Source organism: Pseudarthrobacter sp. CCNWLW207, assembly GCF_037203945.1.
Taxonomy (GTDB): Bacteria; Actinomycetota; Actinomycetes; order Actinomycetales; family Micrococcaceae; genus Arthrobacter.
Window position 1 is genome coordinate 643,184 of the sequence record NZ_JBBCBS010000001.1, and the last position, 14,443, is coordinate 657,626.

General features: G+C 64.6%; 14 protein-coding genes. 3 read left to right on the plus strand and 11 right to left on the minus strand.

Going from position 1 to position 14,443, the window contains the following annotated elements; translation table 11 throughout:
* Positions 1–94 precede the first annotated feature (94 nt).
* From groL to V9L17_RS02890, 5 genes are all read right to left on the minus strand, one after another.
* Positions 95–1,723: a chaperonin GroEL gene (gene groL, locus V9L17_RS02870; protein ID WP_337346328.1), complete on the minus strand. Its 1,629-nt coding sequence runs from the start codon at positions 1,721–1,723 to the stop codon at positions 95–97.
* Positions 1,724–2,015: 292 nt separating this feature from the next.
* The gene (locus tag V9L17_RS02875; RefSeq protein ID WP_337350390.1) at positions 2,016–3,254 is read right to left on the minus strand and encodes an ABC transporter substrate-binding protein; all 1,239 of its coding nucleotides are present in this window, start codon (positions 3,252–3,254) and stop codon (positions 2,016–2,018) included.
* A gap of 23 nt (positions 3,255–3,277) precedes the next feature.
* Positions 3,278–3,484, minus strand: coding sequence for a cold-shock protein (locus V9L17_RS02880; protein ID WP_337346327.1), 207 nt, complete (start codon positions 3,482–3,484; stop codon positions 3,278–3,280).
* Between the two features lie 153 nt (positions 3,485–3,637).
* Positions 3,638–4,270, minus strand: a complete 633-nt coding sequence (locus V9L17_RS02885) for a LytR C-terminal domain-containing protein (RefSeq protein ID WP_337350391.1) — start codon at positions 4,268–4,270, stop codon at positions 3,638–3,640.
* A gap of 51 nt (positions 4,271–4,321) precedes the next feature.
* Positions 4,322–4,651 (minus strand): DUF3263 domain-containing protein, encoded by a 330-nt coding sequence (locus V9L17_RS02890; RefSeq protein WP_337346325.1) that lies wholly within the window; start codon positions 4,649–4,651, stop codon positions 4,322–4,324.
* A gap of 124 nt (positions 4,652–4,775) precedes the next feature.
* Between V9L17_RS02890 and V9L17_RS02895 the strand changes: the two genes are divergently transcribed.
* Both V9L17_RS02895 and V9L17_RS02900 read left to right on the plus strand, forming a co-directional pair.
* Complete coding sequence (locus tag V9L17_RS02895) at positions 4,776–5,546, plus strand: uracil-DNA glycosylase (RefSeq protein ID WP_337350392.1); 771 nt, start codon at positions 4,776–4,778, stop codon at positions 5,544–5,546.
* Between the two features lie 14 nt (positions 5,547–5,560).
* Positions 5,561–6,403: a siderophore-interacting protein gene (locus V9L17_RS02900; RefSeq protein WP_337350393.1), complete on the plus strand. Its 843-nt coding sequence runs from the start codon at positions 5,561–5,563 to the stop codon at positions 6,401–6,403.
* Positions 6,404–6,408: 5 nt separating this feature from the next.
* Here V9L17_RS02900 and V9L17_RS02905 read toward each other — a convergent pair whose 3' ends face one another.
* The 3 genes from V9L17_RS02905 to V9L17_RS02915 all read right to left on the minus strand — a co-directional run bounded on the left by V9L17_RS02905 (position 6,409) and on the right by V9L17_RS02915 (position 10,437).
* The gene (locus V9L17_RS02905; RefSeq protein ID WP_337346322.1) at positions 6,409–7,896 is read right to left on the minus strand and encodes a threonine/serine ThrE exporter family protein; all 1,488 of its coding nucleotides are present in this window, start codon (positions 7,894–7,896) and stop codon (positions 6,409–6,411) included.
* Positions 7,897–7,930: 34 nt separating this feature from the next.
* The gene (locus tag V9L17_RS02910) at positions 7,931–9,283 is read right to left on the minus strand and encodes a peptidoglycan bridge formation glycyltransferase FemA/FemB family protein (RefSeq protein ID WP_337350394.1); all 1,353 of its coding nucleotides are present in this window, start codon (positions 9,281–9,283) and stop codon (positions 7,931–7,933) included.
* An 80-nt stretch (positions 9,284–9,363) separates the two neighbouring features.
* Positions 9,364–10,437, minus strand: coding sequence for a lipid II:glycine glycyltransferase FemX (locus V9L17_RS02915; RefSeq protein ID WP_337350395.1), 1,074 nt, complete (start codon positions 10,435–10,437; stop codon positions 9,364–9,366).
* Between the two features lie 155 nt (positions 10,438–10,592).
* On the opposite strand from V9L17_RS02915, the gene V9L17_RS02920 reads away from it, so the two are divergent.
* Entirely contained in the window at positions 10,593–11,138 is a 546-nt protein-coding gene (locus V9L17_RS02920; RefSeq protein WP_337350396.1) for a TspO/MBR family protein, read from the plus strand.
* Here V9L17_RS02920 and V9L17_RS02925 read toward each other — a convergent pair.
* The 3 genes from V9L17_RS02925 to gcvH all read right to left on the minus strand — a co-directional run bounded on the left by V9L17_RS02925 (position 11,135) and on the right by gcvH (position 14,442).
* Entirely contained in the window at positions 11,135–12,562 is a 1,428-nt protein-coding gene (locus V9L17_RS02925; RefSeq protein WP_337350397.1) for an L-serine ammonia-lyase, read from the minus strand. The two genes, V9L17_RS02920 and V9L17_RS02925, sit on opposite strands and share 4 nt — an antisense overlap.
* Before the next feature lie 174 nt (positions 12,563–12,736).
* A complete protein-coding gene (glyA, locus tag V9L17_RS02930) occupies positions 12,737–14,062 on the minus strand; it encodes a serine hydroxymethyltransferase (RefSeq protein ID WP_337350398.1) in 1,326 nt (441 codons plus the stop codon).
* Positions 14,059–14,442 (minus strand): glycine cleavage system protein GcvH, encoded by a 384-nt coding sequence (gene gcvH / locus V9L17_RS02935; protein ID WP_337346316.1) that lies wholly within the window; start codon positions 14,440–14,442, stop codon positions 14,059–14,061. Before gcvH ends, glyA begins: the two co-directional genes overlap by 4 nt.
* Between the last annotated feature and the right edge of the window lies 1 nt (position 14,443).

Consider the following 14,443-nt stretch of genomic DNA (forward strand, 5'->3'; position numbering starts at 1 on the left):
GCCGCAGAGCCTGCCAAGACGCACAAAAATGCGGCCCCCTCCAAACGGAGGGGGCCGCACTGTTTGCGCGGAACGTATTCCGGGCGCTTGGAGACTAGAAGCCGCCCATGCCGCCCATGTCGTCGCCGCCACCCATGGCCGGAGCGTTCTTCTCCGGCTTGTCGGCCACGACAGCCTCAGTGGTGAGGAACAGGCCGGCGATGGAGGCCGCGTTCTGCAGGGCAGAGCGCGTCACCTTGACGGGGTCATTGATGCCGGCAGCAAGCAGGTCGACGTATTCGCCGGTTGCGGCGTTCAGGCCATGGCCTGCGGGCAGGCCGCGGACCTTGTCCACAACAACGCCCGGCTCAAGGCCGGCGTTGAAGGCAATCTGCTTCAGCGGGGCATCGATGGCAACGCGGACGATGTTCGCGCCCGTTGCTTCGTCACCGGTCAGGTTCAGGTTCGCGAACGCCTTGGCGCCAGCCTGGATCAGTGCAACGCCACCACCGGCGACGATGCCTTCTTCAACGGCAGCCTTTGCATTGCGGACAGCGTCCTCAATGCGGTGCTTGCGTTCCTTGAGCTCAACCTCGGTTGCGGCACCGGCCTTGATGACTGCAACGCCGCCGGCCAGCTTGGCCAGGCGTTCCTGCAGCTTCTCGCGGTCGTAGTCGGAATCGGAGTTTTCGATCTCGGCGCGGATCTGGGAAACGCGGCCAGCGATCTGGTCGGCGTCGCCGGCACCTTCAACGATGGTGGTTTCGTCCTTGGTGACGACAACCTTGCGGGCGCGTCCCAGGAGTTCCAGGCCAGCGGTCTCCAGCTTGAGGCCCACTTCCTCGGCAATGACCTGGCCGCCGGTCAGAACGGCGATGTCGGCCAGCTGAGCCTTGCGGCGGTCGCCGAAGCCCGGAGCCTTGACGGCAACGGACTTGAAGGTGCCACGGATCTTGTTGACGATCAGGGTGGCCAGGGCCTCGCCCTCGATGTCCTCGGCAATGATCAGCAACGGCTTGTTGGACTGCATGACCTTTTCCAGGACAGCAACCAGTTCCTTGACGTTGGAGATCTTGGAGTTGACGATCAGGATGTACGGGTCCTCGAGGACCGTTTCCTGGCGATCGGTGTCGGTGACGAAGTACGCGGAGATGTAACCCTTGTCGAAGCGCATGCCTTCGGTGAGTTCAAGCTCCAGGCCGAAGGTGTTGGACTCCTCGACGGTGATAACACCTTCCTTGCCGACCTTATCCAGGGCCTCGGCAATGAGGGCACCAATTTCGTCGTCACCGGCAGAGATGGAAGCCGTGGCGGCGATCTCTTCCTTGGTTTCGATTTCCTTGGCCGAAGCGAGCAGCTCCACCGTGACGGCTTCTACAGCCTTCTCGATGCCGCGCTTGAGGGACAGCGGATCGGCGCCGGCCGCGACGTTGCGCAGGCCTTCCTTAACCAGTGCCTGGGCGAGCACGGTGGCCGTGGTGGTGCCGTCGCCAGCGACGTCATCAGTCTTCTTGGCAACTTCCTTGACCAGCTCGGCGCCGATCTTCTCGTAAGGATCGTCCAGCTCGATCTCCTTGGCGATGGAAACACCATCGTTGGTGATCGTGGGGGCGCCCCACTTCTTTTCGAGGACGACGTTGCGTCCACGCGGGCCGAGGGTGACCTTAACGGCGTCGGCGAGGATGTTCAGGCCCCGCTCAAGGCCGCGGCGCGCCTCTTCATCAAATGCAATGATCTTGGCCATAACGGCAGTAGTCCTTTCGGGACAGACGTTAAGAATGAACCCACCGAAGTGCCCGCGACGGACGATCCTTCACCCTTGGCCTCTGTACGCCTCAGGTTCCCGATCTCACTCCAGTAAGTATTTCTTTCGCTCCCCGACCGGCGCCTGGGCTTCGTAACCGGCCTGAGCCGGGCGTCGCTTTAGCAGTCGGTACGTAAGAGTGCTAAGTCAATAATTAGCACTCCATAGGTGAGAGTGCAAGCGAATAGTCCCGGAAACCAGTGCCTGCGGGGCCTCGTTTCGCTCCCGGCGATCAGCCTGCGGCCCGACCCGCGGATTCACGACCGCTGAGCTTTGCCCTGTTGTCAGCTCCGTAGGTGAACACCATGAAGTTCGCAGAGGTGATGTCGCCGTTGGCGTCGAAGCCGATTGGACCGGATTGGCCGTCGTAGTTCGCGGCACCTGCGGTCTTCAGCGCTGACACGCAGTCCTTGTAGGACTGGCAGGGTGCGGCCTCCGCCGGTTCCGCGCCGGGAGCCGTGCCTCCGGAGACAGCTATGAGGTGTGCGGCTATTGATCGGCCGGCGTCGTCGTCGGCTGCCGCGGCAGCCAGGACAGCCAGCGTCACGGCGTCGTACGTCTCAGCGGCGAAAGAGGTGTCCTTCAACCCAGGATCGACCGCCAGCAGGCGGGCCTGGAAGTCCGCGGAGGGGAATACGCCGGGCACCACTGCCCGTGCGCCGTCGAGCGCTTTTGACCCCAACCCGGAACCATACTGGGCGAAAGCGCCGTCGCTGAGGATGACTTTACTGCCGGACAGTCCGGCGTTGTTCAGCTCAGCGATGGCCCCCTGGGCGCCATCCCGCGCAATGAGCACCACTGCATCCGGGGCCGCTTTCCGGGCAGCAGCTGCAGCCCGTTGGGCATCGCCGGGCTCGAAAACTGACGTGCTGGAGGTTTCCACGCCTGCGTCCTTGGCCGCACTGGCCACCGCTGCGGAAACATCTTTGCCGTAGCTGCTGTCCTGGTGGACGATCGCCAGGCTCTTCGCGCCCCCGTCTTTGGCGAGCTTCACAAGCACCGAAGCTTGGGCGACGTCGGCCGGTGCAGTCCGGAAGTAGTAGCCGCCGCTTTTGTACTTACTCAGCCCTGCCGCCGAATTGGCCGGTGAAATGAGCGGAATCTTCGCGGCGGAGAGAACGTCAATGGCAGCAGCCGCGTTGCTGGAATCAGTGGGTCCAATCACGACGTCGGCCTTGGCCGCGGCCAGCTCCTTGGCTTGCGCGCCGGAGTCGCCGGCGGCCCGCGGCAACAGTTCAATGGGCTTGCCCTTGTGCCCGCCGGTGGCGTTGATTTCCTGCACGGCCAGTTTTGCCGCGGCAAGCTGCGAGCCACTGAGGAAGTCCCGCGTTCCGGTGCTGTCCAGGATCACGCCAACGCGCAGCGTTCCATCGCCGGAGGCTTCAACGGAGTCAAGCCGGGCATTTCCAGCAGCAGCCCCACACCCGGCCAGCCCAAGAAGGAGGGCCGCCGCTGCTGGGACACGGACCAAGGAAGATCGGAAACTTACGGACTTCACTCTGCCGGCCGGACACTTTCTGCCTGCGGGCCCTTCTCGCCTTCGCCGACTTCAAGCTCCACCCGCTGCCCCTCATCGAGTGCGCGGTATCCCTCGCCTTGAATGGCGGACCAGTGGACAAAGACGTCGTCACCCGAGCCGTCCACCGTAATAAAGCCGTAGCCCTTTTCAGCGTTGAACCACTTCACGGTTCCCAGTGCCATGATGCCCACTCTTTCAGTAGCGTCCGTAAGGCCCACGCCACTGTGTGCCGCTCGTTACGGACCGAAGCCTGAAATCACTCTAGCCAATGGTCCCCGGACGAGCCGAGGCACAGTGCCGCGTCGGTGTTCAATAGTTATTCAGGTGTAACCCGTTTACTGGAAGCCGGGCCCCAGCACAACCACCAGCGGAACCTGGAAGTCGGCGCTGTCGACCATCGTTGGAATGTTCAGGAGTTCGGAGAGGGCCTCCGCGTTGGCCCTTTGTGCCGGACCAGCATAAAAAATTACCGACGTCTGCTGGGGCGCGCCACCCCAGTTTCCTACCTGGCCGAGGGTCCAACCGTCCGCCTGGACGGTGGAGCTGACCCTGCCCGCCAGGCCGGCTGTTCCGGCGGCGTTGTAGACCGCCAGGCCCTGGGTCTTGTTCACGGCGGCCTGGGAGGCCGCGGCGGAGGGTGTGGGGCTCGGCTCAGGTTCGCCACTCGGTGAGGGCTCGGCGCTGGCCGTGGGCTCTGCAGTTGCGGAAGGTTCAGCGCTGGCAGAGGAAGAGGCAGCCTCAGAGGGGGCAGATGACTCCACGCTGGTGGACGCCTGGCTGCCGGCTTGGGTGAATCCCAGCTGAGGCAGGATCAGGAAGGAGACCAGGCCGACGGCAAGTGCCACAACGCCCACGGCGAGCATGGGCCATAGCCGCGGCCTGGACGCTGCCGAAGCTGAACGGTGGACACCCTGGCGGGAGGCAGCCTCCGGAACTTTGTCGAATTCATCCCGAGCGTATCTGGTCATAGTGGAGAGACATCCTTGTTGATTGTTGCTGATGGCTCAGCACGAGCGAAGTTACGCGTCCGAACCCAGGCGACGTGCGGTGCGTGCCCGTTGTCGCGACGTACGTAGTCTACGCAATCGCTTGACGAGCATGGGATCGTGCGCGAGCGCATCCTCGGAGTCGATCAGCGCGTTGAGCAGTTGGTAGTAGTGCGTAGCTGACAGGTCGAAGAGTTCCCTGATGGCCTGTTCCTTGGCACCGGCGTACTTCCACCACTGCCGCTCAAGGGCGAGCATCTGTTGCTCCCGCTCGCCGAGCGGCGAGTCCCGGAGCGAAAAGTCAGCCAGCAGGGAGCCACGCTCGCCAGGCTCTGCCAGGTGTTCCCGGGCTGGTTCCGCCACGGCATACTCCTTCGCTGGATAAGGTTAAAAGTCTCACCCCCATGTTACGGACGAATAACAGCGTTGTCATTTACGCCGCAACGGGCTGGCAGTGGATGAACGGGAGTACTGAGACAATGGGGGCGTGTTTGATTCGGAACCCCTGTTCGAGCTGGAGCCGGAAGCGGCAGAGCCCGTCGGTTATGCCGAGATGGCTGTATTGCCACTGGACGAACTGATGGCCGCCGACTGGGCCGCCGCCCTGGCCGGGGTGGAAGATGACCTGCGTGCCGTACTGAGGTTCCTCGCTGACGACGTCGCGGCCGGGCACCAGGTGCTGCCGTCGCCGTCGAATGTCCTCCGCGCGTTCCGGCAGCCGCTGGCGGACGTCAAGGTACTGATCCTGGGGCAGGACCCGTACCCAACCCCGGGGCACGCCGTCGGCCTGTCCTTCGCTGTGGCCCCGCAGACCCGACCCATTCCGCGCAGCCTGGCAAACATCTACAAGGAACTCGAGGCCGATGTGGGAGTACCGGCGCGCGTGCACGGCGACCTCAGCGCTTGGGCGGACCAGGGCGTGCTGCTCCTGAACCGGGTCATGAGCGTGCGTGCCGGAGCCGCGGGTTCCCACCGCGGAAAGGGCTGGGAGAAAATCACGACGGCGGCAGTCACCGCGGTGGCCGGGCGACGGAAGGCTGACGGCAGCGCATTTCCGCTGGTGGCTGTGCTGTGGGGCAAGGATGCGGAGGCAGTCCGGCCCCTTTTGTCCAGCGCCGCGGTAGTGTCCAGCGCGCACCCGAGCCCGCTGTCGGCGTCGCGCGGTTTCTTCGGTTCCCGGCCGTTCAGCCAAGCCAATGCGCTGCTGAACGAGCAAGGAAGCCCTGGCGTAACCTGGGAACTCCCACCACTCCCTTAGCTTAGGGTTGCCTTATGAGCACCGTTCCCGCTGCCACCAGCGCCACCAAAAAGTCGCGTCCCCAAATCAACCTCACCGTGGTCCGCCGCGAGCAGCTTTCGCCGCACATGGTCAGGATCGTTGCCGGCGGCGACGGCTTCGCCGACTACGTCAACAACGATTTTGTAGACCGCTACGTGAAGATCGTGTTCCCCCAGGCAGGCGTTGACTACGCCCAGCCGCTGGACCTGTGGACCATCCGCGAGACCATGCCCCGTGAGCAGTGGCCCTTCACCCGGACCTACACCGTCAGGTGGGTGGACTCCGTGGCACAGGAGTTGGCCATCGACTTTGTGATCCACGGCGACGAAGGACTCGCCGGCCCGTGGGCGGCCTCCGCCCGGCCCGGCGACCCGCTGACCTTTACCGGTCCCGGCGGCGCCTACAACCCAGCGCCCGACGCCGACTGGTACCTTTTCGCCGGCGATGAAGCCGCCCTGCCCGCCATCGCGGCCTCCTTGGAAGCCCTGCCAACGGAGGCACAGGGCGTGGCTTTCCTCGAGGTTGACTCCGACGCCGATATCCAGCCCGTCACAGCCCCTGCCGGTGTCAAGCTCACGTGGCTCCGGCGCAACGGCGCACCGGCCGGCACCGGCGACCTGCTGGTGTCGGCAGTCGCGAACGCCGACTGGCCCGCCGTCGGCAAGGTCGACGTCTTTGCCCATGGCGAGCGCGGCTACATGAAGGGCCTGCGCGAGGTGTTCTTTGTCCAGCAGGGCCTGGACCGCAAGCAGGTTTCGCTGTCCGGTTACTGGGCCGCGGGGCGGGTCGAAGATGACTTCCAGGCCGAGAAGAAACTGCCCATCGGACAGATTTAGCCCCGTTAGCGGCGGCGGGCGCGCCTGCGCTCGTTGCTGGCCAGGCTCCGCGTCAACGGCCTGGCCAGGGTGTCGCCCAGGACGATCCCGCCCGCAGCGCCGAGCACGATGGCGCCGGCGTTCAGCATGCCCCCTGCGCCCAGGAGGATCTCGGATTCCTCGATGGACAGGACATACATGGACCGGAAGATCGTCAGGCCCGGCAGCAGGATCAGCGCCGCCGGCACGGCGACCACCAGCTGGGGCGCACCCATCTTCAATGCCACCACCCGGGCCAGCAGACCAATCACCACGGCGGACAACGCCGGCGAGAACCGGTCGCTGATGCCCAGCGAGCTGGCGCCGAGAAGCACCAGGTACCCGGCGACGCCCACGGCAGCGGTGGGCAGGAGCAGCTTCCACGCCGTCTGTTCGGTGACCCCGATGGCCATGACAGCCAAGGCCGTGAGGACCACCAGCACCCACAGGTCGTAGGCGGGGCTGAATGTTTCCGTGACGTCGATTTCCTGCATCCCCGTCATGGAACCGACCACCAACGCGACGGCAATGCCTGCCACGAGGGCGCCGAAGATCAGGACTGTGGACAGGAACCTTCCGGCGGCCGTCACCGGGAAGCCGTTGATCGCGTCCTGCACCGAGGACACCAGGCGGCCCGTGGGCAGCAGGAGCAGGATACCGCCCACCACCACGATGGCCGGCGCGGTGGTGAGGTTGAACTGCCACAGCAGCAGTGCCATGAAAGTCACCACAAACGAACACGTCGCGGTAGTGAAGAAGTCAGGTACTCGCCAACGGCCCAGCTGGCGCGACAGCAGGCTCACGCCGATGTTGACCACAAAGGCGATGGCTGAGGACACGGGACCGCCACCCAGTACGCCAACGAATGCTGCCGCGAAGACGCCGAAGGCCACGGTCACCATCCAACGTGGGAAAGGCTTGGGGCTGGTGATGGCCTCATCGAGCCGGCGGATTGCCTCGTCCCGGCCCACTCCCCCGGCCACGATGTCCGTAACGAGCTGATGGACCTTGGCCAGCCCGGCGTAGTTGTTGGTCCAGGACCGCACAACGCGCAACAGGGCTATGGGCGTCTGGTCCTTGGGCGCGTAGTTGATCCCGACCGACTGGTTGGTGATGTCCACTTCGATGTTCTTCAGCCCCAGGGCTGCCGTCACGGCGATGATGCTCGTCTCGACTTCCAATGCGCCGGCGCCATAACGGAACATGGTTTCGGCCAGGTGCAGGGCAAAGTCCAGGGTCTTGCGGGCGGAAGTGTCCACGCCTCCCACTTGGATCATGGGGTTGGCGTACGGGCTGCCTGCGAGCCTGTCCACGATACTCAGCGGCGCCGTCGGTGGGTTCTCCCCTTGGACCAGGCGCCGCAGCATCCGCTTTGCCGCGGCGTTCTGCCGGACCTGGGAGGGGGAAAGTGGCTCAGTCTTCGGCAGGCCGTCAGTGTGAGGCCTGTTCCGGGGATCCCCGGGTCGATCTGTCACGCTGGTCCTCTTCCGGGGGTGCTTATCGTGGTCTTTATGCGGTGTTTTCGGCGGGGGCTGGTTCTTCGCCGGAAGCCTGGCGTTTCAGCGGGAGCCTGCCCAGCAGCGTGCGGGCAGCTGCCACCGCGGCCCGGGCGATCCTGTTGGCTTGGAAAACCACGGGCCGCACCGGCATCACGAAATCGCCCAGCAGCTGGACCACCTCACCGCCGAAACCCTTCTTGAAGGCGTAGCCGCCGTGGCCTTCCTCGTCCTGTCCCTGGATGCCGAAGGTGCCGTAGAAGTTGTAGCGGCTGTAGCCCTTTTCCAGCGCATGGAGCATCATGCCCCAGTAGAGGGAGGTGGCCCCGTTGAAGTAGATATAGTCCTGTTTGGTGCCGCCGATGACGCACACCAGCTCGTCGCCGAAGCAGACGAAGTGGATGGCCGCCACCGTTGCCACGCCAACGGAATCCGGGAACCGCTCAATGTCCTTGAGGCTGCGCTCATAGCTGTCGACGAGGTCCTGTACCACCTTGAGGCGGTTGGCCTTCTTCTTGCTGCCGGTCTCTTCGACCTCCCGGCGGAGTTCGGCCGCCGCAGCGGTCTCGGCTTCAAGGCGTTCGGTGATGGATTTGCGGTACGCGGGGATGTCGATCTTGGCCATCATGAGCTTGGTGAACTCGGACGAAGTGGTCCGCAGCAGCTGCTCGTAGTATTCGCGTTCGCGGTAGATGAAGCCCTTTTCGTCGCCAGCCGTGCTCAGGGCGTCGTAGAACTCGTCCAGGGTTTCCAGGGTGGCCTGTTCCAGGAAGACGCCGTTCTTTTCGGCCTTCCGGATGGCTTTGCGCGTGCGGTAGCTGGTGCCCATGATGAGCTCTTCGGCGTCCGTGACGCCGTCGAGGGTCTTAATGAACATCCAGTTCACGTTGGCGAAGTTCATGTCCGAGCCCTGGTGGGCAAATCCAAGCCGCGCAAGCTCTGCTACCAGCGGGCGGTTGTCCGTGATCTCTGGGTGTTCGGCCCCGTCCTCGTCGCGTGCGATAAAGGGAAGGTTCGGGGAGATCCGCAGCTCAGCGGCTTTGCGCTCCGCTGCCCTGGTTTTCAGGAGTTCGACGACGTCACGCACCAGGGCGGAGTCCGTGTAGTCCATCAGCGGCCCTTTGGCGCACTCGCACACTGTGTACCCGAAGCGGTTGGTGGTGTAGTTCAGTTTGCCGGCGGCCACCAGTTCGCCATCACGACGGACTCCGAACAGCTCCACTGCCTGCCCGCGGGCGCGCTGGAACCGGGCGAAGTCGGCGGACTGGATGAAGTTGTTCTGCGGGTGGCTGACTGAGAAGGCCTCGAAGTCGGCGTCGCTGAGGATAGCGAACTCGAGCTCGGTCGCGGCCTTGGTTGAATTCACGGGAAAGTTCCTCACCTGTGGATGTGCTGCCGAATGGTGGCAGCGCGGAGATGTTGTGGACGGTGGTGTGTGGCGGCGGCTCAGTAGAACTGGTTGCCGGTACGCATGGTTTCGAGGCGCCGGAAAACACGCTCGGCGCCCTTGACCCAGAGCCGGTGCCGGACGGGTGCGAGGACGAAGTCGTAGCAGCCCACAAAGTCCGTGACTGTTTTGCTGAAGCTGGTTTTGAACATGCCCATGCCGTGAAGGTTGTGGGACTTGTCCTTGATCCTGTCCGCGGGCGGGGTGCCGCAGAAGTCGTACTCGGCGCAGCCGAGCTCCTTCATCCTGCGGATCGCGGCCCACTGGACCAGATGCGAATCGCCGTACTGCTTCCGGTTCTGGGTGGACCCGCCGTCTTTGTACGTCGCCTTTGCCCCATAGTTGATCACAAAGGCCCCCACGCTCGGTTTCCCGTCCTCGTAGGCGAAGAAGAAGCTGCCTTGGCCACGGTCACAGAACTCGTCCCAGAACCGGGCGTAGTACTCATAACTGCGAAGGGGCATGGACCCTTTGGCTTTGACGGTGTTGGCCATCAGGTCATAGAGGGCGCGGTAGGTCTCCGGGCCCTGCTCCCGCTGGACCACTTCACAGCCCTCGCGCTCTGCCCGGCGGATGGCGTTGCGGGCACGTGAGGAAATGGACCGGAACACCTCGTTTTCCGGCGCGGAGATGTCCAGCAGGGCTGTGGAGTCGTTCGACTGGATGTTGGGGGCCTTCACCAGGCCGGCGGAAGCCAGCTCAGCCCGGGCTTCCGGTGAGGCGACGATGTCCGGCTCCACTTTGATGGCGAATACGTTCAGCTTCCGTGCTTTCACAAATTCGGCACAGGCGGCCAAGGCCGGTTTGAGGTCCTCCGCGGCCCGGACGTCGGGCCCTTTGATGAGGTACCAGAGACGGCCCAGCACCGGGAATTTCTTCTCCAGGACCAGGTTGTAGCTGGAGGTTCCGCTGTTCTCCAGGACGAGGAAGCGGACAGCCCAACCGTTGCCGTTCTTCACCGAAGCGTAGGCCGCAGACTGCAGCATATTGCCGCCGTTCGGGTTCGCAGTGACGTGCTTGTCCCAGTTCTCAATTTCCTCGCCTGTGGCAAAGCGGGCGGTGAATTCTCGCAAGGGGGCGTGTCCTGTCTGTTGGTCTTGTGCGCGGTTCTGTACGTGTGGCTGCGGGCAGACATGTAGCCACAAGTCTAAAGCCTGAACCGGTACGGGCTTTTCCGCGGGCCCGTGGCCGCCTTGACTCGGGCTCCACGCTTCGTAAGGGTTGACGCATGGAGCCGCAACCTGAAGAGTCCACGCCCCGCTCCGGCAACCCCGCAGGAAACTACGGACCGGGCACACAGATTGTGGCACTCGCCATCTTCCTGGGAGCCTCAGCACTTGTGGCATGGCTGGGGGCCTTTGCCACCGTAAACAACGTCAACGGCTGGTACGTCACCGCCGACAAAGCTCCGTGGACGCCGGCCAATGGGGTTTTCGGTCCGGTCTGGACGTTGCTGTACACGGCCATGGCCGTGGCCGCCTGGCTGGTGTGGCGCCGCCGTTTGCCGGAGTCGAGGCCGGCGCTGGTCACCTACGGTATCCAGCTGATCCTCAACCTGCTGTGGACCCCGGTTTTCTTTGGCCTCTACCCTGTGCTGGGCACCACTGCGCTGTGGCTGGCGTTCGCGATCATCCTTGCCTTGATCGTTGCTGTGGCTTTCACGGTGCTCCGGTTCGGACCCATCAGCACGGCAGCAGGACTACTCCTGCTGCCTTACATCACCTGGATCGTGTTTGCGTCATCCCTGAATCTCTGGGCGGCGTTGCGTAACTAGCATTCAACAACGTTGACGGCCAGGCCGCCCATCGCGGTCTCCTTGTACTTGGAGCTCATGTCCTTGCCGGTTTCGCGCATGGTCACGATGACTTCGTCGAGGGACACGCGGTGCGAGCCGTCACCCCAGAGCGCCATCTTCGCCGCATTGATGGCCTTGGCAGCAGCGATGGCGTTGCGTTCGATGCACGGCACCTGTACGAGCCCTCCGATGGGGTCGCAGGTGAGGCCCAGGTTGTGTTCCATGGCGATCTCCGCAGCGTTCTCCACCTGCTGCGGTGTCCCGCCCATCACCTCGGCCAGGCCTGCGGCGGCCATGGACGACGCCGACCCCACCTCGCCCTGGCAACCCACCTCGGCGCCGGAAATGGACGCCTGTTCCTTGTACAGCACCCCGATGGCGCCGGCCGTGAGCAGGAACTTCACCACGACGTCGTCGCGGTCTTCTTGAGTGGCGTTCTCCATCCCTGGGGCGAAGTGCAGCGCGTAGTACAGGACAGCCGGGATGATGCCGGCGGCACCATTGGTCGGGGCGGTGACCACCCGCCCGCCGGAGGCGTTCTCCTCGTTGACGGCAAGGGCGATCAGGTTTACCCATTCCTGCCAGTACTTGGGGTCCCGGTAGTCGGGATCGTGGTCCCGGCTTTCCTTCAGGAGACGTTCGTGCCAGTCGGGGGCCCGACGGCGGACCTTCAGTCCGCCGGGCAGCAGCCCTTCGCGCTTGAGGCTGGTTTCCACGCAACCTTCCATCACCGAATAGATGTGCAGGAGCCCCACGCGGATCTCCTGCTCGGACCGGGAGGCGCGTTCGTTGACGAACATGACCTCACCGATGGACAGGCCCTTGGACTGGCAGCGGCCCAGCAGTTCGGCCGCTGTCCGGAACGGAAGCGGAAGTTCCTTCTTGGACTCGTCCAGTTCCTTCAGCGCGGCGTCCTCCTCGCCCTCGCGGACGATAAAGCCGCCGCCCACTGAGAAAAAAGTGGCGCTGTGGAGTATTTCGCCGTCAGAGTCCGAAACGGTGAAGGTCATGCCGTTGGTGTGCCGCGGCAGGATGGTCAGCGGGCGCAGGACCATGTCCTTCACGCCGTAGGGCAGGGGAACACCGTTCCCACCGCCAGCACCGGCCAACTGAAGCGTTCCCGTCTCAGCGATCGCAGCCAGCCGCTCCTCCACCTCGTCAGGCAGGATCTTCTCGGGATGGAAGCCTTCCAAGCCGAGAAGGATCGCCGTCATCGTCCCGTGCCCGTGGCCCGTCGCGGCGAGGGAGCCGTACAGGTCAACCCGCAGGCTCGCGACGTCCCCCAGCTTCCCTGAGGCCTGAAGCTCCTCTGCGAACACAGCAGCAGCCCGCATGGGGCCCACAGTGTGTGAACTGGAAGGTCCAATCCCGATCGAAAAAAGATCAAAGACACCAACAGCCATGGTCAGTTCCTAACTAGGTAAGTGGTGGGGTTGGGTGAGCATGTCGCCAGGGCGACGGGACCGCGAGCGTCGGCGGAGCCGGGCTTTTCGAAAGCGTGCGTCAAAGCGACGAAGGAGCAGCACGCGTGAAAACTGGGGCCTGCCGGTCCCGGAGCCGAGCTGACTCCGGAATCGTCAGGCGAGGTTGGCGACCGCGGGGTAGAGCGGGTGGGCTGCCGCGAGGGCCTCTACGCGGTGACGCAGGCCCGTAAGGTCCGTGCCGGCGTCGGCCTTCAGAGCCTCGGCGATGATGTCCGCGACCTCACGGAAGGCGGCTTCGCCAAAGCCGCGGGTGGCCAGCGCCGGGGTGCCGATGCGCAGCCCGGAGGTGACCATCGGCGGGCGGGGGTCGAACGGCACGGCGTTGCGGTTGACCGTGATGTCGATCTCCGCGAGCCGGTCCTCGGCCTGCTGGCCGTCCAGTTCGCAGTTGCGCAGGTCCACCAGGACCAGGTGCACGTCGGTGCCGCCGGAGATCACGTTGATGCCCTTGGCGGTGACGTCTGGCTGGACCAGGCGGTCGGCCAGGATCCGGGCACCGGCCAGGACGCGTTCCTGCCGTTCCTTGAATTCGGCGGACGCGGCGATCTTGAAGGCCACGGCTTTTCCTGCGATGACATGCTCCAGCGGCCCGCCCTGCTGGCCCGGGAACACAGCCGAGTTGATCTTCTTGGCGATCGCGGCGTCGTTGGTCAGGATGATGCCGCCGCGCGGACCGGCGAGGGTCTTGTGCGTGGTGGAGGTGGTGACGTGGGCGTGCGGCACCGGCGAGGGGTGCAGCCCGGCGGCCACGAGCCCGGCGAAATGCGCCATGTCCACCATCAGGTAGGCGCCCACGGAATCGGCGATCCGGCGGAACTCTGCGAAGTCCAGCTGCCGGGCGTATGCGGACCAGCCGGCGACGATCAGCTGCGGCTTGTGCTCCTGCGCCAGGCGCTCCACCTCGGCCATGTCGATCCGGTGGTCCTCCTCGCGGACCTGGTACGGGATCACGTTGTACAGGCGGCCGGAGAAGTTGATCTTCATGCCGTGGGTCAGGTGGCCACCGTGAGCAAGGTTCAGGCCCATGATGGTGTCGCCCGGCTTGATCAGCGCGTGCATCACCGAGGCATTCGCCTGTGCACCGGAGTGCGGCTGCACGTTGGCGAACTCCGCGCCAAAGAGGGCCTTAACCCTGTCGATAGCCAGCTGCTCGATCACATCGACGTGCTCGCAGCCGCCGTAGTAGCGCTTGCCCGGGTAGCCCTCGGCGTACTTGTTGGTCAGGACCGATCCCTGCGCCTGCATGACAGCCACCGCGGTGTGGTTCTCCGAGGCGATCATTTCCAGGCCGTCGCGCTGGCGGCCCAGTTCGTCGTCGATCTTGGCCGCGATCTCCGGGTCCAGGACGGACAGGTCCGCGTCCAGTGACGGGGAAACGACCTGCGTAAACTCCGCGGTTTCTGACGTTGCCGGGCTCACAGCTCGCCGCCGTTCTTGGACGCGTAGTCCTGCGCGGAGAGCAGCGGGCCGTCAGACTCGGCAGCCACCTTGAACAACCAGCCGGCGCCGTACGGGTCGCTGTTGATCAGTGCGGGATCTTCGACGACGGCCGGGTTGGTTTCCGTGACCTCGCCCGTCACCGGGGAGTAGAGGTCGGAGACGGACTTGGTGGATTCCACCTCGCCGCAGGTCTCTCCCGCGGTCACGGTCGAGCCGACCTCGGGCAGGTCCACGTACACAATGTCACCGAGGGCGTCCGTGGCCACGGCGGAGATGCCGATGGACACGAGGTTCCCGTTCTCGCGGGCAACCCACTCGTGCTCGTCGGAGTACTGCAGTTCTGCGGCAACTTTAGCCATG